This is a genomic window from Salinimicrobium flavum (assembly GCF_042684505.1).
GTDB classification, from domain to species: domain Bacteria; phylum Bacteroidota; class Bacteroidia; order Flavobacteriales; family Flavobacteriaceae; genus Salinimicrobium; species Salinimicrobium flavum.
Map to the genome: position 1 here is coordinate 47,034 of NZ_JBHULT010000010.1, position 20,995 is coordinate 68,028.

Consider the following 20,995-nt stretch of genomic DNA (forward strand, 5'->3'; position numbering starts at 1 on the left):
ATTTAAGTTAGACTTCTTCTAAATTCTATTTTTTACTTCATAAGAAGAAGATCTTTAACAACATAAATTTTCTTTTGTTAAGTGAATGTGAATCAACCTTCTTAAGAGCAGGTTAGAACGCTTTTCAATGCCTTCCCCTGAAAAGCCTGAGTTTCCAGTACCCCTTTTTGAAGTAAATGAAGGCTACAATCGCCGCTACCGCATTAGAAACAGGGAAGGCCCACCAGATGCCTTCATAACCCAAAAGTGTGTTGTAGGACAGCAGAAAGGCCAACGGAAATCTTATGATCCACAGGTTTAGGATCGAAATTAGCATGGAGGCCTTGGTAAATCCAGCTCCGTTGAAGACTCCGTTGAGAACCTGCTGTACCCCCAGAAGTCCGAAACTGGGTGCCATGACTTTGATAAAGTAAGCGGCATCCTGAATAACATCGGGATCATTGGGAATGAAGAAAGCAGTAAGTGGTTCGGCAAAGTAGAACATGATCATGCCCATTCCGGTTAGTCCGAAAAAAGCGATCTGGCTACTTAGGTTCGCCACCTTTTCAGCCCTTTTTATTTTGATGGCACCAATATTCTGGCCCACCAGGGAGGTGGTCGCAATGGCCAGTCCAAGTGCAGGGATGACAATAAAGCTCAGGATCCTGGCTCCAATTCCGTAAGCAGCAACTACTTCGCTGCCAAAGCTAGTAACCAACACAACCATCATTGTCATTCCCAGGGCTCGTGTAGATTGTTCTATGCTGGCAGGAATACCGAGGTTTACAATTTTGGTAAGGGTAGAAAGATGTGGCCGCATTTCGCTGAAATGGATCTTTATTCCGCTTTTGCCTCTGAAAAGTATCCAGAGCCCAATAGCTGCAGATAATGCCTGGGTGATAATACTGGCAATAGCAGCACCGGCCACCCCATACTCCGGAATTGGTCCATACCCGTAAATAAAAAGCGGATCAAGAACAAGGTTCAGGAATACAGTGAACAACACAATATAAACAGGCAACATTACATTCCCTATTCCTCTCATTAAGGACTGGAAAGCAAAGAACATAAACAGGAATACAAAACCAATCGAAGAAACCTTAAAATAACTTACTGCAGAGTCCAGTATTTCAGGACCGGCACCTATGATTTTCATAAGGGGGTCTGCAACGTGGTAGCTGAGAAGGGACAGCAGGAGGGAAATAAAAAAGATAAGGGAAATGGTCTGCGACGAATTAAAATCTACCATCTTTTGGTTCCCGCCACCCTTATACTGGGAAACCAGTACAGTTCCCGCCAGGGTAAGGCCCGATCCAATTGAAAGAACAAGAAAAAGTAATGGAAAACTTATGCTCACTGCCGCAACGGCATTGGCGCCTAATCGCCCCAGCCAGAACGTATCGATGAGCTGGTAAGCGGTTTGCAAAATGTTAGCCAGAATGATGGGTACTGCAAGGCTGAAAAGGGAATTAAAGATCCTCCCCTCAGTATATTTGTTCTTTTCCTTCATTTCTGCAAAAGTAAGTAGTGGGAGAGGAAAGTGTGCTAAAAAATTAATAATTCCTTCAGCCTTTACCTTATGTTATATCATCCTTTACTGTAGTAAAATTCCTGTTACGATTTTCCTAAAACAGCACTTAATCGAAAAGAATTTAGATATTTTAGTAACTGATTGTCAAATACTTAAATATTTTGTAAATTAACTTTCTTCTGTAAGGTAATTCTTAAAATATTTTTCAGGATCTACAGCAGATGAACAAAAAAATGAAATTACCTCTAAATTTCAATTGTTATGAACGCATTAACTAGCATATGGAAAAACTATACTCTTGAGTTCTCTACTGCACAAAAAGTTATTATTGCTATCGTTTTAGGAATCATATTCCTTATTGCTTTAATGGCTATTGTGTTGGTAATTTTGGAATTCACTAAGTAAGATCAATCCCGCTGAACCTCATTTTTGAAATCTTTTTCAAACCTGAGTTCATCTTTGTCCCTCATTTTTTCAACTCGTATTCTACGGGTCTGATGTCCTCTTGCCTGTATCTGGTGCAGCTTGTTCCAAAAATTTTTAGTATCTTGAATGGGAACCGCCTAATTGCTAAACTTTTATAACTTGAGTTATGGATGCGAGAACAATTTACAGCCTCATGAAACCTCACCTTGATAATCTGGACCTTTCAGAGAAAGAAGTTCTTTCCAGATTGATCATTGGTCGTCCCCCTCAGAAAATTTCCTGCCAACACAAAAAAATCATTTCTCTCGATAAGGCAAAAGAAAAGCTACGATTAGTCTGTCGTCGTGAGATGGAACGGGAACGCAGGCAACAACAAGCCTGATGTTTTTAAAGTTGTGTTAATCGTACACCCTCTCAAGCCTTTGTTCCTGATATTATAGTATTTTAAAGGAAAAGAAAACTATGAGCGGGAAAATTTTAGTAGCAGGTGCTTCTGGTGCCCTGGGACTTGAAGTAGTCAAAATACTCCACGAAAATGGCCATGATCTCAGGGGCCTGGTTTTTACGGGAGATGGGGCGGAAAAAGTCGCACCCTACACTCAGGACATTTGGCAGGCAGATGCCAGTAAGGGAAATCTAGAGATCAAGGATATAACAAAGGGAATAACCACTGTGATCTCTGCACTGGGTAAAAGTGTAAGTCTCTTCACAGATCGCGGCAATTCATTTTTGGAGACCGACTTTTACGCCAACAGTAATTTACTTGATGATGCTCTTAAAAATGGGGTTGAGAGGTTTGTATACGTTTCCATAAAAGGAGCAGAAGAAGCTACAGAATTTGAGATCCCTAAAGTCCATAGAATGTTTGAAGATGCTCTGGAAGCTTCGGGTATCGACTATACTATAATTAGACCGGTTGGCTTCTTTTCGGGACTCAATGACCTGGCAATTATGGCTAAACGTAAACTTATTCCCATAATAGGAGATGGGAGTGCAAAGACCAATAGTATACATCAAAAAGATCTTGCTGAAGTAGTGGTAAAATATCTTGAGACCGGTCCTCAGGTCATAGAAGTAGGAGGCCCCATGATCCATACCCGAAAGGAGATGGCAGAAATGATCAAAAATAAAATTGGTGGTAAGATTATCGAAGTGCCCGAAAAAGTTGCAGAGTGGGGAATGTTCCTGCCGGAAATGGTCGATGAGGACATGTCAGACAAACTTAAATACTTTAAGCACATCACTACTCAAGATATGATAGGAGAAAAAAACGGAAGTATCACCTTCGAGGAGTACTTGAGAGATCTCGATCTAAAAGAGCTGCCATAATGCCTTCAAAATACGATGCGATTATTATAGGGAGCGGAAGTAACGGAATTGCTGCGGCCATAAGGCTTCAGGAAAAAGGGTTGCAGACTGCCATCTTTGAACAAGCGGCAACACCCGGTGGTGCCACCAGGACCAGCGAATTAACCCTTCCGGGATTCAAACATGATGTGGGTTCTGCCATTTTACCATTAGGACTGGCCTCACCTTTTTTCAGGAAACTTCCCCTGGCCCAATATGGTCTGGAATGGGTCCATCCAGAGGTGGCCTACGCGCATCCTTTTGAGGATGGCACTGCATATGCCTGTTATAAGGATCTTGCCAGAACAGCAGCTCAATTGGGGGAAGATGAACAGGCCTATTTGAAACTGTTTGGTTCCCTTTTGAGCGACTGGTCCAAAATCGACAATGACCTGCTGGGACCCATCGGGATTCCAGACCATCCCCTGGCTTTTATGAAATTTGGATTAAAAGCAATGCCTTCGGCTCAAATGTTGGCAAACCATTACTTTAAAAATGAGAGGACCAAGGTTTTCTTTTATGGTTCTGCGGCACATTCAACCCTGCCTTTGACCAACATTGCCTCGGCTTCTTTTGGTCTTGTACTTACCACCGGCGCACATAAATATAACTGGCCATTTCCAAAAGGAGGAGCCGGAAATTTCACCGCAGCCCTTCTGGAGCATTACCGGTCCCTGGGAGGGGAATTGTTCCTGAATAATCCGGTAATTGACGTCAGAGACCTCCCGAACGCTTACGCATATCTATTTGATCTTACGCCACGCCAGCTGTTAAGAATAAAAGGTCTTAATTTTAATTCCCTATACAGAAACAGGATGGAGAATTACAAGTATGGGGCAGGAGTGTTTAAAATGGACTGGGCCCTGAGCGAACCTATTCCCTTTAGCAGTGAAAAATGCCGGAAAGCAGGAACAATTCATATTGGGTTTTCTAAAGAAGAAATTGAGGAGTCGGAAAAGGAAATACACAAAAACAATATTTCAGGTACGCCTTACGTACTGGTGGCCCAGCATTCTCCTTTTGATATTACCCGTGCACCCGAAGGAAAACATACCGCCTGGGCGTATATTCACGTCCCTAATGGCAGTACCATAGATTACTCTGGGGTTATTGAAAACCAAATAGAACGCGCAGCGCCCGGTTTTAAGGATACTATTCTCGCGAGATCTAAAATGAACACTTTTGATCTTCAGGAATTTGATCCTAATTTAATTGGTGGAGATATAAATGGTGGTAAACAGGATATTACTCAATTGTTCACCCGACCTATTGTGAAGTTATCACCCTATTCAACACCTGATCCTCGTGCTTATATCTGCTCATCTTCTACTCCTCCGGGTGGAGGAGTTCATGGGATGTGTGGTTTCCACGCGGCAGAAAAAGCCTTACACGATCATTTTAAAGAACTCATGTGATTCTAAAATTTCAGCAAGCTTAAAACAAAAAAAAGCCAGATCCTGTAAAAGATCTGGCTTTTAAAATTCAGATTTACTCTTAGTTCTTTTTATCTTCAGTAGGTACGGGGAAACCACGATCCCTCATAAGAGCATCAATTTTAGCATCCCGGCCTCTGAATTCCCGGTAAGCATCAGCGGGGTCCATCGCATTGCGGGGAGCAAAAAGATACTGCACCAGTTTTGCAGCCACATTCTTGTCATAGAAACCTCCCGGAGCTTCTCTGAAGGCTTCAGCTGCATCAGATGTCAAAACATCTGCCCATAAATAACCGTAGTAGCCGGTCGCATATCCTTCTCCTGAAAAAACATGTCCAAAATGCGGGGTCCTGTGTCTCATGACGATCTGCTTTGGCATGTTTAGTTCGGCAAGAGTTTCTTCCTCAAAAGTATCCATGTTTATTTCCTCAGGATCTGTAGTATGCAATTTCATATCCATTAAAGCCGAAGCCAGGAATTCAGTAGTGGCAAATCCCTGATTGAAAGTGGAAGCTTTTTTGATCTTGGCCACAAGTTCCTGCGGAATGGGTTCTCCGGTTTCATGATGTACCAGGAATCTGTTGATCACTTCATCCGTTGACAACCATCTCTCAAGCAATTGTGATTGGAACTCGGTGTAATCCCTTACGCCGCTGTTCAATACAGGATACCTCACTTCAGAAGTAAAGAAATGAAGGGCGTGGCCAAATTCATGGAAGAAGGTGGTCGCGTCATCCCAGGAGATCAGGGTAGGTTCTCCCGGCGCCGGCTTGATAAAATTGGAATTATTGGAAGCCAGTACAGTCTCCTCTTCATCCATGTTCGTATGGCTGCGGTACATGGAAGCCCATGCACCCGATCTTTTTCCTTTTCGGGCATAAGGATCCAGATACCATAGTCCTATATGTTTCCCGCTGTCTTTATCTGTAACTTCCCAAACCTTTACATCTTCATGAAAAACAGGCACTGTACCCTCAGGTACCGGTGAGAATTTGTAGTTGAATACCTCTTCGGCAGTAAAGAACAATGCCTGGGTTAATTTATCAAGCTGCAGATATTGCTTTACTTCGTCAGAATTAAGATCATACTTCTGCTGTCTTACTTTTTCGGCATAGTAACGGTAATCCCAGGGTGCGATGGTTATATCGGCTCCTTCAGCATTAGCCAGTGCCTGCATATCGGCCACTTCTTCTTCCACCCGTGCAAGGGCTGCCGGCCATACGGCTTCCATTAATTCCATTGCACGTTCAGGGGTTTTAGCCATTCGGTTTTGAAGTCTCCACTGGGCAAAGTTGTCATAGCCCAACAGCTCCACTCTTTCATCCCTTAATTTCAGGATCTCCTTAATGAGAGCTTTATTGTCGAATTCATCGTTATTATCTCCACGGGAATAATAGTTGGTCCAGACCTTTTTCCGAAGTTCTCTTTCATCTGAATAGGTAAGGAATGGGTCCATAAAGGAACGTGTGTTGATTACGGCATAACGGCCTTCCTCTCCACGGTCTGCTGCTGCATTGGCCGCTGAGTTGATATATGACTCCGGTAAACCACTTGTTTGATCTTCGGTAAAGTAAACCACATAATTTTCCTCTTCTGCCAATACGTTGTTGGAGAACTGAGTGTATAGCCTGGATAATTCTTTATTGATCTCTGCATATCGTTTTTTATCTTCTTCATTAAGATCTGCCCCTTCCATGGCGAAATCTTCATAAATCAGCTGTACAGCCCGTTGCTGGTCTGCGGCTAAAGGATTTTGCAGGGAATTTTCGTATACAGTTTTGATTCTTTGAAATAGCTGCTTGTTCTGTGAGATCTTAGAAGAGTATTCTGAAATCTTCGGAGCCATTTCTTCCTGGATCTCGCGAAATTCCGGAGAGGAGAGATTACTACTCCAGATACTGTAAAAGGTAAAAGCACGGTCAAGAGGTTTGCCTGCTTTTTCCAGAGCAAGTATAGTATTCTCAAAAGTGGGGGGTTCAGGATTGTTGGCGATCGCCTCAATTTCCTCAAGATGCAGGGACATTCCTTGTTCCATGGCAGGTTTTAGATGGGCCAGGTCCATTTCATCGAAGTCAGGAACCCCTCCATAAGGCCCTTCCCATTCGTTTAAAAGATCGTTTTCCATAACTGCTGTTTGTACTTGTTGTTGATTTTCAACTGCCGGTTCAGCTGTTGGAGCAGTAGATTGGTTTCCCGATCCACAACCCGCGATCACCAAAGCGGTCATCAAACCCATTCCGGTTTTTTTCGTGATGTTTATATGCTTTTGTTTCATTGTAAAAAATTTGCCCTGAAGATACTAAATTCCGTAAAAACGGGCCGGTTGAATATCGTCTCATCTTACCTTTCCCGTACCAGGCGGTTTTAATATGTTATCTTTGGATTTTAAATATTCTGTAGATGAAGTTTTTAAAGAAAAATTGGTCCAATATCCTATTTATCCTTTTCATAGCCCTGCTTATCATTCCGCAGACGCGAAAACCCATTCAGGTTACTTTAAATAGATTGATCGCCTTCAGTCCTTCGGAAGTGGCACCGGAAAAAAGGGAAACCATAGATTCCTATAACTGGTTGCTGGCAGACATGGAAGGGCAACGGCATAATTTCAGGGAAACGGAAGGAAAAGTGGCCATAGTAAATCTTTGGGCTACCTGGTGCCCTCCATGTATTGCAGAAATGCCATCCTTTCAAAAGTTGTATGATGAATATGGAGAAAAGGTTAACTTCTATTTTGTTTCTTCAGAAGAGAATGAAAAGCTGCAGGGTTTTCTTGAAAAAAAGGGATATTCTCTTCCTGTTTTTCGGCCCCTTTCGCAGGCTCCCGGTAATTTACAATCCAATACCCTGCCCACTACTTATGTGATCTCTAAAAAGGGGGAGCTTGTGGTAGATAAGACCGGTGCTGCCAACTGGCACGATTCCAAGTTTCGAAAGTTACTTGATGAATTACTAGAGGAGTAAAGCTTAGGCTTCAGTTTTCAGACCCTTTTGAAAATCTATAAGTTCTTCAATAAGCTCCCTGCTGTTTGACAGACGGGGAATCTTGTGCTGGCCTCCCAGTTTATTCTTCCGTTTTAGCCACTGGTAAAAGGTTCCCGAAGGCATTTCCCTGATCACAGGTGCCTGTATAGCGATATCCTGTTTTCTTTTAGCGGCATAGTCATCATTCAGGTTTCCAAGTTCTTTATCGAGGATACCGGTAAATTCCCTGAGATTATTCGGGGGGGTTACGAATTCAATTAGCCATTCATGATATCCCTTCTTTTGTTGCTCATAAAAAAAAGGGGCCGCCGTGAAATCCCTTAAAACTGCTCCTGTTGATCTACAAGCGATAGAAAGAGCTTTTTCTGCGTGTTCAACAAACAGGTCCTCTCCAAAAACGTTAATGCAATGTTTGGTTCTGCCTGTAATAAGAAACCGGTATGGACTGGTACTGGTAAATTTTACGGTATCCCCAATTTTATACCGCCATAAACCGCTGTTGGTGGTAATGACCATCGAATAATTTATGCCCTTTTCCACTTCACTAAGTGGTACCACTGTAGGGTTTTCTAACAGGAATTCTTTTTCTGGTATGAATTCATAGAAGATCCCGTAATTAAGCATTAGCAAGAGGGAAGGATCATTTATTTGATCCTGAAGCCCGAAGAATCCTTCTGTTGCATTGAAAATCTCCTGGTACCGCAGGCTGTTATCTTTGTCTAGTGCTTCAAACAATGGTCGGTAGGGAGCAAAGGATACAGAGCCGTGGAAAAATACTTCCAGTTGAGGCCAGATTTCCTGGATATAACTGATCTTTTGCTCCTGCACGATATGCTGCAACAAAAGGAGCATCCACATAGGAGAACCAGCCAGACTGGTCACATTTTGCTGAGTGGTGATCTCGGCGATCTTCCTTATCTTTTCCTCCCAGTCATTCATCATAGTAACCTCCAGCCCCGGCGTACGACCAAATTGGGCCCAAAAAGGAAGGTTCTTCATCACAATGGCAGATATGTTGGCGATATAGAAACCATTATTGCTGTTGGAAAAATTATTTTCCTGGCTGCCTCCAATAGAGAGGTTCTTTCCTGAAAAAAGTTTAGCGTCGGGATAATTATTTATGTACAGAGCGATCATATCCCTGCCTCCCTGGTAATGACATTGCTCCAGCCCTTCTGTAGACACAGGGATTACTTTGCTGTTTGATCCCGTTGTTCCTGAGGATTTTGCAAACCATTTTATAGGGGTAGGCCAGAGCACATTCTGCTGTCCCTTTAAAATACTTTCGATATAGGGAAAAAGATCTTCATAGGTGTTCAGGGGAATTTCCCTTTTGAACTGTTCGTAGTTTTTTAAGCTCCCAAAACCAAATTTCTTTCCGTATCTCGTATCCTTTGCTGTATCCAGGAGTTTCCTTAATACATCTTCCTGGGTTCTGTGCGGATTATTAATAGTATTTTCTAAGTCTTCTATCCGGCTTTTCATCACCAGATTGCCTATGGAATCAATTATTCCCATACAACACTGCTTGAATTTTTGGTGGTTTGTTCAAGGCTGCAGATTCCCTTCCGGAAATCTGACCTTCAATTTAGTGCCGAAGATACGCAATAATCATTCTTGTGGACAAGATATTTAATTTTTAGCCTGCTCACTTTCAAAGGCTGGAAAAGTGAGTATAAAGGTAGTTCCTTTATTTGGCTCGCTTTTTACCTCTATCAAAGCTCTATGTTCATCCAGGATATTTTTGACTGAACTTAATCCCACTCCCATACCTCCAACCTTGTTGGTATAGAAGGATTCAAATAACCTGTCAATTTCTTCCGGTTTCATCCCGCAACCATTATCACTTATGGATAGCCTGAATGCTTTATCCAGGTTTTCAATGTCGATGGTCAGGATACCTTCATTAGGGGTCATAGCCTCACTGGCATTCACTATAATATTCAACAGTGCGATCTTCAGCTTTTCCTTATCAGCATTAATATAATAAGGACCTTTAAAATTCCTGATCACCTTTATACCTGTAAGGTAGATCCTGTCCTTTGCCTGGGCCAGGGCTAAATTCGTGGTTCTGGCCAGGCAGCATTTTTTTAGGACAGAAGGGGAATAATTAGATGAGGTAAGTAAATTGGTTACCAGGTTATTAAGGGTATTGGTACTCCGCTTGATTATTTTGACATAATTGGACACCTTTTTTCTGGCAGGACCTTCAATTTTCTTATTGAGTATGTCTGCAGATATATCTATGCTGGCCAACGGGTTTCGAAGTTCATGAGCCAGGGTTCTTGCGATCTCTCCCTTGATAGATAATTTTTCAGCGTTAATAAGGGCCTGCTGGGTTTTCTTTTGTTCCTGTACATTGCGCAGCAAAATAATGTATTCATATACATTCCCCTTTTTGTTACGCATAAAGACCTTTCCGCGGGCATTAAAATAATTCCATGAATGGTCAGGTCCTTTCAACCTGAATTCAATGTCCATAATCTCCTTATCTGAGGCTTTAAGTAGTTGGCTATGGAATTGCATTGCCTTTTCCCGGTCTTGAGGATGGATCAATGGAAGAATATCCATTAAAGGCATACCCTCTACTTTATCCTGTGACAGTTTGGGATTGAACATAAACCCGCGGTTCATGAATCTCACTTTTTCCTCATACAGGTTGAAGATAAGAATGATATCTGGTGAGGTTTTGATGAGTTGCTTTTTAAAGCGCATCGAATCCTTCAGGGTTTGCGTTCTCTGTTTTTTCCGGGTAATATTTTCTAAGGAATTAATTAAAAAACCTTTTTGTCTCCTGGTCGTAATCCTAAACCAGTTGCTTTTACCTTTCCTTTTGAAACAAACCTCGAAGTCTTTGGATTCCCCGGTCAGCATGGTCTGTTTAAAAATTTCAAAAGCCCCTGTTCTGGTCGCCTGCGGATTTAATTCGAGAAATCTGCGGCCAACCATCTGCTCCTCCTTGTAATATCTTTTTACCCTTTTATTCACCCGAACATAAGTGAAGTCTACAATATCCAGGTTATCCCCGAAATAAGGTTTTAAAAGAAAAATTCCCTGATTGACGGTGTCAAAGACCATTTGCAGAAGATCGCTATTCTCTTTCAGTTCTTTGGTGCGTTTTCTAACCTTGTACTCCAGGATCTCATTCATTTTTTTGAGATCTTCCTCAGCCTGTTTTCTCTGGGTTATGTCAGTACAAAGTATGGCTACTTTCCTGTTTTTGCTGGTGCCTATTGGGAAAGCGTATACATCAAGCCAGGTTTGAAGGTCATGAGCATATTCCTCAAAGCGTACTGCTTCTCCCGTGGCCAGTATGTTTGCATAGGTCGTAAACCAATGTGTCCCATGATTGGGAGAAAGCTCTTTCATGGTCTTTCCAAGGGGAGCAGGGATTCTCACATGTTTTATAAATGCGGGATTGATCTCCACAAATAACTGGTCGAAAGGGTTCTTTTGAAGATCAAAAATTATTTCAATGATGCAGAAGCCTTCATCAAGAGAATTGACAAGGACCCTGTACCGGTTTAAACTTTCTTCAAGGGATTTTTCAGTTTCGAGGTTTGCACCCGAACTTTTCCTGAAATTCTTCTGATAAGGATCCAGAGCCCTGGCCATGCTTAGGACGAATTTTTCGTCGCCTTTCACCATTCCTGAATAAAGCCGGTTCTTAAAAAGGAATTGTTTCCAGTATCCAAAAGGAGATTTGACCCTAACTGTGGTTTCATTTTCTTCGCCGGGAGAAAGGTCTTCGCAGCTTTTTAAAAAATGGAGGAAAAATGGATAATCTTCAGGATGAATAACATTTTTATAAAACTGTTCCCCGGAAAGGTTCTCGTCCAGTATTTGTTTAAAATACCTGTGCCCTTTATTATTAAGTCCTTTAAGTTCTACATTCTCCAGGGAACTTATAAAAAGTAAAAATTCCTGACTTTCATAGCCATTGCTGCCATTGAAGAGACTATGAGGTACCCCCAATAATTGTTCATCTAAGATGTAGTTACTTTTTTTCATGCCAAATGAGAAAGTAATTGCTCGGACAATTCTGTAAAATACAGAAGCTCAGGCCACAATAAACGAGGGGTCTTTGTTAAGTTAAATTTAATATAAAAATTTAAATTTCCAACCCCTTAACAATCAGTTTTTTACTATTATTTATTATTTTTCAGGGAACACCCTGATTTTACTGTTGGTTTGGCAACAAAATTTTTTTTATTTTTTGTGAAGGAGGTGAAGTTTTGGTGAAAAAAAGAAGATGGCAGTGATAATGGGAGAGGAAGACGGAATTTAAAATACAGGGATGAAAGAAGGAATTGTTTTCGCTTTTATATTGTATCTCCCGTATCCTTTGATATTACTACAAAAAAATGGCAAGTGATGTTCAGAGTTTAATCACTTATACTTCGATTTTCATAAAAGGTAGTTAACAATTTATTTAGTTTAAATAATGTTAAGTTTATTCTGGAGAAACATTCATTCGAAGCATGAAAGAAACTGGCCGCCCCCGGGGAATTTATCCCACCGGGTTATGATCTTAATTATACTTTAAGACGATAGAATATAGTTTTTACCTACTTTTTCTTTTTGCGGTTGTAGTTTTTGTCTCCCCTGGTTTGTGGTTTTTTATACTTTTTCTTGATCTCACGCCGGTATACCCCTCCTAAATTAACCTTTTGATTCTTTTCCTTTTTCTCATGAAAAGCAGGGCCAGGGGCATCTGCATCCCCCATTTTAGTTGGATTATTGATCTCATTGATCTTCGGTTGTTCCTCAGGAATCAATTCTGTAGAGATCTCTACTTCTGAAGGCAGGTCCAATCGTTCGATATTCATATTCATCAAACCCTCGATCTTTTCAAGGTCCTCTTCCTCCTTTGGTGTCGTGAACAGGATTGAATGGCCTTCCTTTTCTGCCCTTCCGGTACGGCCTATTCGATGCATGTAATTTTCGGGATATGCAGGAGTGTCAAAATTGATGACATGGCTTACCTGCTCAATGTCCAGCCCTCTGGCCATAACATCTGTGGCAACCAGGATACGGCAGAAACCTTCTCCAAATTGCCTGATGCTGCGTAAGCGATAATTTTGTGTCTTGTTGGAATGAATAATGGTACATTCTTCCGCAAAAGCAGGACTTAGCTGGTCAAAAAGCCTATCGGCCATTCGTTTATTTCCGGTGAAGATCAAAACCTTGTGAAATTCCTCCTTATTCCGAAGCAATTCTTTCAAAAGATTGACCTTCGTGTAGAAATTCGGAACTTTATAAAGAGTTTGGTGAATGTTTTCCAGGGGGGTACCGCTTGCTGCTACAGAAATGGTCTCCGGATTTCTGAAGTTTTCAAAGATGAGTTCCTCAACATCTGGGGTCATGGTAGCCGAGAACATTATATTCTGCCGGCTGGTAGGCAAGAGTTCCAGGATATTGTTCAGTTGAAACCTGAAACCAAGGTCCAGCATCACATCCACTTCGTCAATAACCAGTTTTTGAACAGATTTTAACTGTAAATCCCGGTTTATAGCCAGATCATAGAGTCTTCCCGGGGTTGCCACCAGAATATCCTGTCCTTGGGCAACCAATTGTTTTTGAGTATTAATGTTCGTACCTCCATAGATGCCCAGTACACGAACGTTCATATATTTGGTCACCTTTTCCAGTTCCTCAGCCACCTGCACAACCAGTTCCCTCGTAGGCACAAGGATCAGGATCCTTGGGTTCTTTTGAACCGAATATTTCAGCATTTTTAGAAGGGGTAAGAGGTAAGCCAGGGTTTTTCCGGTACCTGTCTGGGCAATTCCCACCATATCCCTTCCCGAGAAAATGACCGATGCCGTTTGCTCCTGTACAGGAGTTGGAGTGGTGATGCCTTGATCATCAAGGGCATTCAATAGGGGGGTAGTTAAGCTAAGATCCTTAAAAGTCACGTTTGTAATTTTTTGCAAAGGTAAGACAATGAGAAGCATTGTCTCAATAATGCCGTCATTTTATAAAATCACTCCTCCCGTTACTCGAAACCTGATGTTTTCCTTGAAGTATAATTCGTATTTTTGGCTCCAAACAATCCAATTTATGACCAAGATCCTTGCTTTTGCCGGTTCCAACAGTCCGGTTTCCATTAACCACGAGTTAATTCTCAATGTGGTAGGTAGGATCACTGAACACGAGATAGAAGTTCTAAAACTACGTGAGCTGGAGATCCCTATGTACAGCAATGCCAGAGAAAAAATAGGAATTCCTGAAAATATCAAATTGCTATACGAGAAGATCCTCGACCATCAAGCCCTAATAATTTCGGTGAACGAACATAATCGCAATGTTTCGGCATTTTTCAAAAACATTCTCGACTGGTTATCCAGGATAGACAGAAAGTTCATGGAAGGAAAAAAGATACTCTTAATGAGCACCTCTCCAGGGCAAAGGGGAGGGGCTGCTTCCCTTGAATATTGTAAACTGCAATTCCCCAGGTTTGGAGGAGAGATCGTAGAAAGCTTCAGCCTTCCTCAGTTCTATGAAAATTTTGATGCCGCAAAAGGAACCCTTTCCAATGAAGTTTTTGAGATGGGTGTTGTGGAGGTGGTCACTTCCTTTTCACAGCTAATCAAGGAATAGGTGCGGGGTCTTAAAAAAGTAAAAATTAAAGATGTACCGGGCATCAAAATGGCTTTGCTGGAGTGGTCGCAGCAATATGAGGAGGTTGCATGGCTTGATAGCAATGATCACCAACAGAAGTTTTCTACTTATGATGCCGTGCTTGCGGCAGATGCCTTTACAGCCATTCAGACAGATACCCATCGTGCTTTTGCCAGGTTGCAGGAGTATCAGGAAACCACCCGGGACTGGCTTTTTGGATACCTTTCCTATGACCTTAAAAATGACACCGAGGAGCTCACTTCAAAAAATTTTGACGGCCTCGGTTTTTCAGATCTTTTCTTCTTTCAGCCAAAAAAACTTTTCCTTCTGAAGGGTGACGAACTCGAAGTACGCTATCTAAATCTTGTCGACGACGAACTCCAACAAGACCTGGAGGAAATTTTCAACATGGTTTCTTCCGAAGATAAGTCTGAAAAGACTTCGATTCCGTCAGCAATAAGACTTAAGCCCCGTATAGAAAAGGAGGAATACCTGAAGAAGATTAAAGAAGTCCTTGAATATATTCAGCGTGGGGATATCTACGAAGCAAATTTTTGCCAGGAATTCTATGCAGAAAATGTCGAAATAGATCCCTTAAAAACATATGTGGCCCTGAATGCCATTTCCAATCCGCCATTTGCAGGATTTTTAAAGCACCAGGAGCATTTTCTGCTTTCAGCGTCACCTGAGAGATATCTTCAGAAGAAAGGAAATGAGATCATATCTCAGCCTATTAAAGGCACTGCCCGCAGATCAAAAGATGCCGAAGAAGATCTTGAACTGGCAGCGCAACTTGAAAATGATCCCAAAGAACGTTCAGAAAATGTGATGATCGTAGACCTGGTGAGGAATGATCTTTCCAAAACAGCAAAAAAAGGTACGGTAGAGGTGGAGGAACTTTGCAAGATCTACACCTTTGAACAGGTGCATCAAATGATCTCTACGGTACGGTCACAACTGGATGAGGGTATTTCTGCTGTCGAGGTATTGCGAACCACTTTTCCCATGGGCAGTATGACCGGAGCGCCAAAGATCTCTGCCATGAAAATCATCGAAGATCTTGAGGAAACAAAAAGAGGAGTTTACAGTGGTGCAGTAGGATATTTTACCCCAGATAATGATTTTGATTTCAATGTGGTGATACGAAGTATTCTTTATGCCCGCAACAATAAATATTTGTCCTTTTCTGTAGGAGGAGCCATTACATCGGGCTCTGTGCCAGAGAAGGAATACAATGAGTGTATGGTCAAAGCGAAGGCACTCCTGGAGGTGCTGGAAAAATAATTGAAAATAATTTCCCAGAAGTTCCTTATCCCCTTTCAGATAACCGTGTAAAACGGGCATTTTTGGTATATTTGAGCCTATGTTGCTAAGCTTTAAAAGACATCTTCAGGAGAATTTCCCTAAAATCGGCGAAGCTAAGATATTGGTCGCTGTTAGCGGTGGTGTAGATAGTGTTGTTCTGGCCCATTTGTGTAAGAAGTGTAACCTGAACATAGCTCTTGCTCACTGTAACTTTCATCTGCGCGGAAGTGAGAGTGACGGGGACGAAGCCTTTGTACTTGAACTGGCTGATGCACTGGAATGTGAAGTCTTTATTGAAGGTTTTGAAACTGAAGCCTATGCGGCAGGTAAAAAGATATCTATCCAAATGGCTGCCCGTGAGTTAAGATATCATTGGTTTGAGGAGCTAAGGGAAACACTTTCTTTTGACCACGTATTCACCGCTCACCATGCCAATGATAACCTGGAGACCGTTTTGATCAACTTTATAAGGGGAACCGGAATAGAAGGTTTGACAGGAATACCGGTAAGAAATGAATTCTTACTGAGGCCTTTACTGCCTTTTCCCAGAGAAGATATTGAAGCTTATGCCAGGACTTCACACCTCAAGTGGAGGGAAGACAGTAGTAATGCAAGCGGGAAATATCTGAGGAACAGGATAAGACAGGAGATCATTCCGAAACTGGAGGAGATGAACCCGAAGCTGCTGGATAGTTTTAAAAATACAATTGACCATCTGGAACAGAGCACGGTGCTTATTGAAGATTATATTTCCACCTTGTTTCCCAGGATTGCCAAAGAAGAGGATTTTGGGTACAGTTTTAATATCAAATTGCTAAAGACCATTCCGCATTTAAAAGCGGTGCTGTATGAACTATTCAGGTCCTTTGGCTTTACAGAATGGAATGACCTATATGATTTATTGGATGCCCAGCCGGGAAAGATCGTTTATTCAAAAACACACCGGCTCATAAAAGACCGGGAACAGTTATTACTTACGGTCCTTCCGCAGCCCGATGAGCGTGAGTATGAGATCCTTGCCGAAGAGGAGGTGGTGATGCTTCGAATGGGTACTTTTCATTTTAATGACGTTAATGAAATTTCCGATGAAGGGAAGAACACCATCTTTCTTGACAAACATAAGCTGCAATTTCCCCTCACCGTAAGAAAATGGGAAGTCGGCGATTATTTTTATCCCTTTGGAATGAAAGGAAAAAAGAAACTTAGCAAATATTTTAAGGATGAGAAGTTATCTTTGCCCGAGAAAGAAAATTGCTGGTTACTCTGCTCCCGTGACGAGATTGTTTGGGTGATAGGGCACCGGCCAGACTCGAGGTTTGGAGTGGACGAGGACACTTCTTCCATTTTACGATTAACATATACACCATGAGAATAATAGTATTACTCTTTTTATTTATCACCACCGGTTTTTCGTCTTATGCACAAATTTTCAATGAGGGGGAATCAGATATTGAAAGTCCCGTCACCTGGCATGCTTCCGTAGAGAAACAAAACGATTCGGTCTATCAATTGATCTTCACGGCCGAATTGGAGCCCGGCTGGCACCTTTATTCTCAGGAAGAGGTGGGGGAAGGAGGACCGTTGCCTACAGAATTCAGTTACAATTATGAGGAAGCCGGATATGAATTGATTGGGGAGACCACAGAACCCGATGGTACCGCTCTTTTTGATCCCGTTTTTGAAATGGATATCAAATATTTTGGAGATGAAGTTACCTTTACACAGGATATAAAAGTACAGCCGGGAACAGATCCTGCAGTGGAAGCGGAGGTCTTCTTCATGGTTTGTGATGAGGAAAAATGTCTTGCTCCGGAAATTGTACCTTTTAGTCTTTCCCTTTCTTCGGGAGAAGTAACAGCCGGGAATAAAGATATTTCTGTCTCTGAGGATGATATGGCTAAAACAGCTGCCCTTAATATCAATGCAAAGGGCGCCGGAGGGATGGACCTGCACCAGGAAGAAGAGAGTGGGTATATGACCCTGTTCTTTCTTGGATTCATTGGAGGATTGATCGCTTTGCTCACTCCCTGTGTTTTCCCAATGATCCCTTTAACTGTTTCATTCTTCACCAAAGGAGCAAGGACCAAAAGAAAAGGTCTAGTGAATGCCATTATGTATGGGGTGTTTATTTTCCTTATCTATCTTTTACTTTCCCTGCCGTTTCACTTACTGGATTCGGTGAATCCTGAGGTGTTGAATAATATTTCCACCAATGTCACCCTAAACATCGTTTTCTTTATCATTTTTATATTTTTCGCATTCTCTTTCTTCGGATATTATGAGATCACCCTTCCCAGTTCCTGGAGCAGCAAGATGGATGACAAGGCCTCCAGTTTTGGGGGAGTAATAGGCGTCTTCTTTATGGCACTTACCCTTGCCCTGGTTTCCTTTTCCTGTACCGGCCCTATACTTGGCTCGCTTTTAGGTAGTTCCCTTACTACAGATGGGGGCGCGATGCAGCTTTCTTTCGGGATGGGGGGCTTTGGCCTTGCGCTTGCCCTGCCGTTTGCGTTATTCGCCCTGTTCCCTAACTGGCTGAACTCACTTCCAAAAAGCGGGGGATGGCTTAATTCGGTTAAAGTGGTGCTAGGGTTTATAGAACTCGCCCTCGCGTTTAAATTCCTTTCAAATGCAGATCTGGTGCAGCACTGGGGGATCCTGAAACGGGAGATCTTTATTGGCATCTGGGTATTAATTGGAATTGGGCTAATGTTATATTTATTTGGAATTTTGAGGTTTCCACACGACGGACCAAAAACAAAGCTGGGAAAGACCAGGCTATTTTTTGGATTCGCAACTCTCGCTTTTGTGGTATACCTTATTCCCGGGTTATCAAATACCCGTTCTGCAAACCTGAAACTATTGAGCGGTTTTCCTCCTCCTTTATTCTATAGTATCTATGAAAAGGATACGGAAGGTCCTTTAGGACTGGAAGCCTACAAGGTCTTTGAAGAAGGAGTAGCGGCTGCCAAGGCTGCCAATAAACCAATCCTCCTCGATTTCACCGGTTGGGCCTGCGTTAATTGCCGGAAGATGGAAGAACAGGTATGGAGCGATCCTGAAGTGTTTGATCTTATGAGAAATGAGTTCATTTTGATCTCTCTCTATGTTGATGACCGCAAAGAGTTGCCCGAAGAGGAGAAATTCAATTATATAAGACCAAACGGTGGGGTAAAGGAAATACGTACCATTGGTGATAAATGGGCTACCTTCCAGACCCTTAACTTCCGGAATAACTCCCAACCATTTTATGTCCTGATGGATACAGATATGAATCTGCTTAATAAACCTGTAGGCTATACCCCAAATTCCGAAGAATTTGCTGCCTGGCTTGCAGAAGGTGTAGAGAATTATGGTGAATAGGTCTTAAGGGACTTTTTATTTTGCTTTAGGGGGGAATTCATATCTTTAGGGACTTGAATAAAAAATCCTCTAAATGAAAAGTTTACCTAAATCAATTTTTCTGCTGCTCTTTATTTTCATCAGCACTAATTTACTGGCACAAACCGATGCTGAATTTGATGTCAAAGCCCATTACACCAAACAGGAAGTAAATATTCCCATGCGGGATGGGATTTTACTGCATACCACCATTTATTCACCGAAGGACACTTCAAAAGAATACCCGATTCTTATGTCCCGTACCCCGTACAGCTCCAGACCTTATGGAGAAGATAAATTCCGGTCACAGGTTGGTCCCAATGAATTTCTTATGAAAGAAGGGAACATTATCGTGTACCAGGATGTAAGGGGACGCTGGATGAGTGAAGGCGTGTATGACAACATGCGACCTTATATTCCTGAAAAAACGGGTAACGAGATCGATGAAGCCAGTGATACCTATGATACGGTTGAGTGGCTTGTAAACAATGTAACCAACAACAACGGCCGTGTAGGTATCTGGGGGATTTCCTATCCCGGATTTTACTCCACCTACTCCCTGCTGGATGCTCATCCTGCCGTTAAGGCCGTTTCTCCCCAGGCTTCTATTGGAGATTTCTTTTTTGATGATTTCCACCATAATGGGGCTTACTTTCTAAGTTACTGGAGGGCTACCGCTGTTTTCGGATATGAAAAAGATACTCCTTCAGATACCACCTGGTATTCTTTTCCAGAATTAAAAACGGAAGATCAGTACCAATTCTTCCTGGACGTTGGGCCGCTTAGCAACCTGGATAAATATTATGGGGAAGACAATGTATTCTGGCAGCAGTTGAAGGAGCACCCCAACTACGACGAATTTTGGCAGAAACGTGGTATCGTACAGCATTTAAAAGACATTAAACCTGCCGTAATGATTGTGGGTGGCTTATTTGATGCTGAGGATCTTTATGGCCCCTTCAATATTTACCAGGCAATTGAAAAGACCAGTGATAACTATAATATCCTGGTAATGGGACCGTGGAGTCATGGGGATTGGGCCCGTCAAAAAGAAAGGCAGGCCATAGGGAATGTTTATTTTGGAGATAATATTTCCCTTAATTACCAGAAGAATGTTGAAACAAAGTTCTTTAATCACTTTTTAAAGGGTAGCGGCGATGCGTCTCTTGCCTTACCGGAAGCTTATATGTATGATACCGGGCGACGTGAATGGAAATCTTATGAAGCATGGCCCCCTAAAGAGGCAGTGAAAAGATCGATGTTTTTGGGGAACAATCAGCAGCTTGATGACAAACCGGGAGAAGGGTCTGAAGAATTCATCAGCGATCCTAAAAAACCGGTTCCTTATTCTGAAGATATCAAGATGGTATTTACCCCACGAAAATATATGACTGATGATCAAAGATTTGCGGCGCGCAGGCCTGATGTATTGGTGTATGAGACTTCTGAGTTGACAGAAGACCTTACCCTGACAGGAGATGTGCTCGCAAAGCTGCAGGTGGCTACAACAGGTACTGCGGCAGACTGGATTGTGAAGGTGATCGATGTTTACCCTCACCATGCCGAAGATTATGAGGAAACCCAGGACTATCTGAAAATGGGTAACTACCATATGAAGGTAAGGAGTGAGGTTATTCGGGGCAGGTTCAGGAACAGCTTCTCTAAGCCCGAACCTTTTGAACCGAACAAAAAAACCGAAGTGAGTTTTAAGCTTCAGGATATACACCATACCTTTAAAAAGGGGCATAAATTACAGATCCAGGTGCAGAGTACCTGGTTTCCGTTGATTGATCTTAATCCGCAGACCTATGTAGAAAATATTTTTGAAGCCAAAGAAGAAGATTTTCAGAAGCAAACCCATACCGTGTTCCATGATTCAGAAATAATTTTTACGGTTCTGGAATAACTACGTTTAATTAGATATTCAATAACGCACAATGAGAAGGCTGGTGTTTAGGTCAAACAATATTTCTACTTATTGTGTGTT

General features: G+C 42.1%; 14 protein-coding genes. 9 read left to right on the forward strand and 5 right to left on the reverse strand.

Annotated features, from left to right (window positions below):
- Positions 1–124: 124 nt before the first annotated feature.
- The gene (locus ACFSTG_RS11075; protein WP_380752562.1) at positions 125–1,489 is read right to left on the reverse strand and encodes an MATE family efflux transporter; all 1,365 of its coding nucleotides are present in this window, start codon (positions 1,487–1,489) and stop codon (positions 125–127) included.
- Positions 1,490–2,102: 613 nt separating this feature from the next.
- On the opposite strand from ACFSTG_RS11075, the gene ACFSTG_RS11080 reads away from it, so the two are divergent.
- The 3 genes from ACFSTG_RS11080 (at position 2,103) to ACFSTG_RS11090 (ending at position 4,698) form a co-directional block, all read left to right on the forward strand.
- Complete coding sequence (locus ACFSTG_RS11080; protein WP_380752565.1) at positions 2,103–2,318, forward strand: hypothetical protein; 216 nt, start codon at positions 2,103–2,105, stop codon at positions 2,316–2,318.
- An 80-nt stretch (positions 2,319–2,398) separates the two neighbouring features.
- Complete coding sequence (locus ACFSTG_RS11085; protein ID WP_380752568.1) at positions 2,399–3,265, forward strand: SDR family oxidoreductase; 867 nt, start codon at positions 2,399–2,401, stop codon at positions 3,263–3,265.
- Positions 3,265–4,698, forward strand: a complete 1,434-nt coding sequence (locus tag ACFSTG_RS11090) for a phytoene desaturase family protein (protein WP_380752571.1) — start codon at positions 3,265–3,267, stop codon at positions 4,696–4,698. The genes ACFSTG_RS11085 and ACFSTG_RS11090 overlap by 1 nt, the downstream gene beginning before the upstream one ends.
- A 79-nt stretch (positions 4,699–4,777) precedes the next feature.
- On the opposite strand, the gene ACFSTG_RS11095 is transcribed toward ACFSTG_RS11090, so the two are convergent.
- On the reverse strand, positions 4,778–6,991 hold the full coding sequence (locus tag ACFSTG_RS11095; RefSeq protein ID WP_380752574.1) for a M3 family metallopeptidase: 2,214 nt from the start codon (positions 6,989–6,991) through the stop codon (positions 4,778–4,780).
- Between the two features lie 125 nt (positions 6,992–7,116).
- Between ACFSTG_RS11095 and ACFSTG_RS11100 the strand changes: the two genes are divergently transcribed.
- Complete coding sequence (locus tag ACFSTG_RS11100; RefSeq protein ID WP_380752577.1) at positions 7,117–7,677, forward strand: TlpA family protein disulfide reductase; 561 nt, start codon at positions 7,117–7,119, stop codon at positions 7,675–7,677.
- 3 nt (positions 7,678–7,680) lie between these two features.
- On the opposite strand, the gene ACFSTG_RS11105 is transcribed toward ACFSTG_RS11100, so the two are convergent.
- The 3 genes from ACFSTG_RS11105 to ACFSTG_RS11115 all read right to left on the reverse strand — a co-directional run bounded on the left by ACFSTG_RS11105 (position 7,681) and on the right by ACFSTG_RS11115 (position 13,616).
- The gene (locus ACFSTG_RS11105; RefSeq protein WP_380752580.1) at positions 7,681–9,216 is read right to left on the reverse strand and encodes a GH3 auxin-responsive promoter family protein; all 1,536 of its coding nucleotides are present in this window, start codon (positions 9,214–9,216) and stop codon (positions 7,681–7,683) included.
- A 114-nt stretch (positions 9,217–9,330) separates the two neighbouring features.
- On the reverse strand, positions 9,331–11,709 hold the full coding sequence (locus ACFSTG_RS11110) for a PAS domain-containing sensor histidine kinase (RefSeq protein WP_380752583.1): 2,379 nt from the start codon (positions 11,707–11,709) through the stop codon (positions 9,331–9,333).
- 557 nt (positions 11,710–12,266) lie between these two features.
- Entirely contained in the window at positions 12,267–13,616 is a 1,350-nt protein-coding gene (locus ACFSTG_RS11115) for a DEAD/DEAH box helicase (protein WP_380752586.1), read from the reverse strand.
- Between the two features lie 145 nt (positions 13,617–13,761).
- On the opposite strand from ACFSTG_RS11115, the gene ACFSTG_RS11120 reads away from it, so the two are divergent.
- The 5 genes from ACFSTG_RS11120 (at position 13,762) to ACFSTG_RS11140 (ending at position 20,914) form a co-directional block, all read left to right on the forward strand.
- Entirely contained in the window at positions 13,762–14,301 is a 540-nt protein-coding gene (locus ACFSTG_RS11120; protein WP_380752589.1) for an NADPH-dependent FMN reductase, read from the forward strand.
- Positions 14,302–15,606, forward strand: coding sequence for an aminodeoxychorismate synthase component I (gene pabB, locus ACFSTG_RS11125; RefSeq protein ID WP_380752592.1), 1,305 nt, complete (start codon positions 14,302–14,304; stop codon positions 15,604–15,606).
- Positions 15,607–15,685: 79 nt separating this feature from the next.
- Complete coding sequence (gene tilS, locus ACFSTG_RS11130; RefSeq protein ID WP_380752595.1) at positions 15,686–16,996, forward strand: tRNA lysidine(34) synthetase TilS; 1,311 nt, start codon at positions 15,686–15,688, stop codon at positions 16,994–16,996.
- Positions 16,993–18,990 carry a protein-disulfide reductase DsbD family protein gene (locus tag ACFSTG_RS11135; protein WP_380752598.1) on the forward strand — a complete coding sequence of 666 codons (1,998 nt, stop codon included), beginning with the start codon at positions 16,993–16,995 and terminating at the stop codon, positions 18,988–18,990. Before tilS ends, ACFSTG_RS11135 begins: the two co-directional genes overlap by 4 nt.
- 73 nt (positions 18,991–19,063) lie before the next feature.
- Positions 19,064–20,914 (forward strand): CocE/NonD family hydrolase, encoded by a 1,851-nt coding sequence (locus ACFSTG_RS11140; RefSeq protein ID WP_380752601.1) that lies wholly within the window; start codon positions 19,064–19,066, stop codon positions 20,912–20,914.
- The last annotated feature ends 81 nt before the right edge of the window (positions 20,915–20,995 follow it).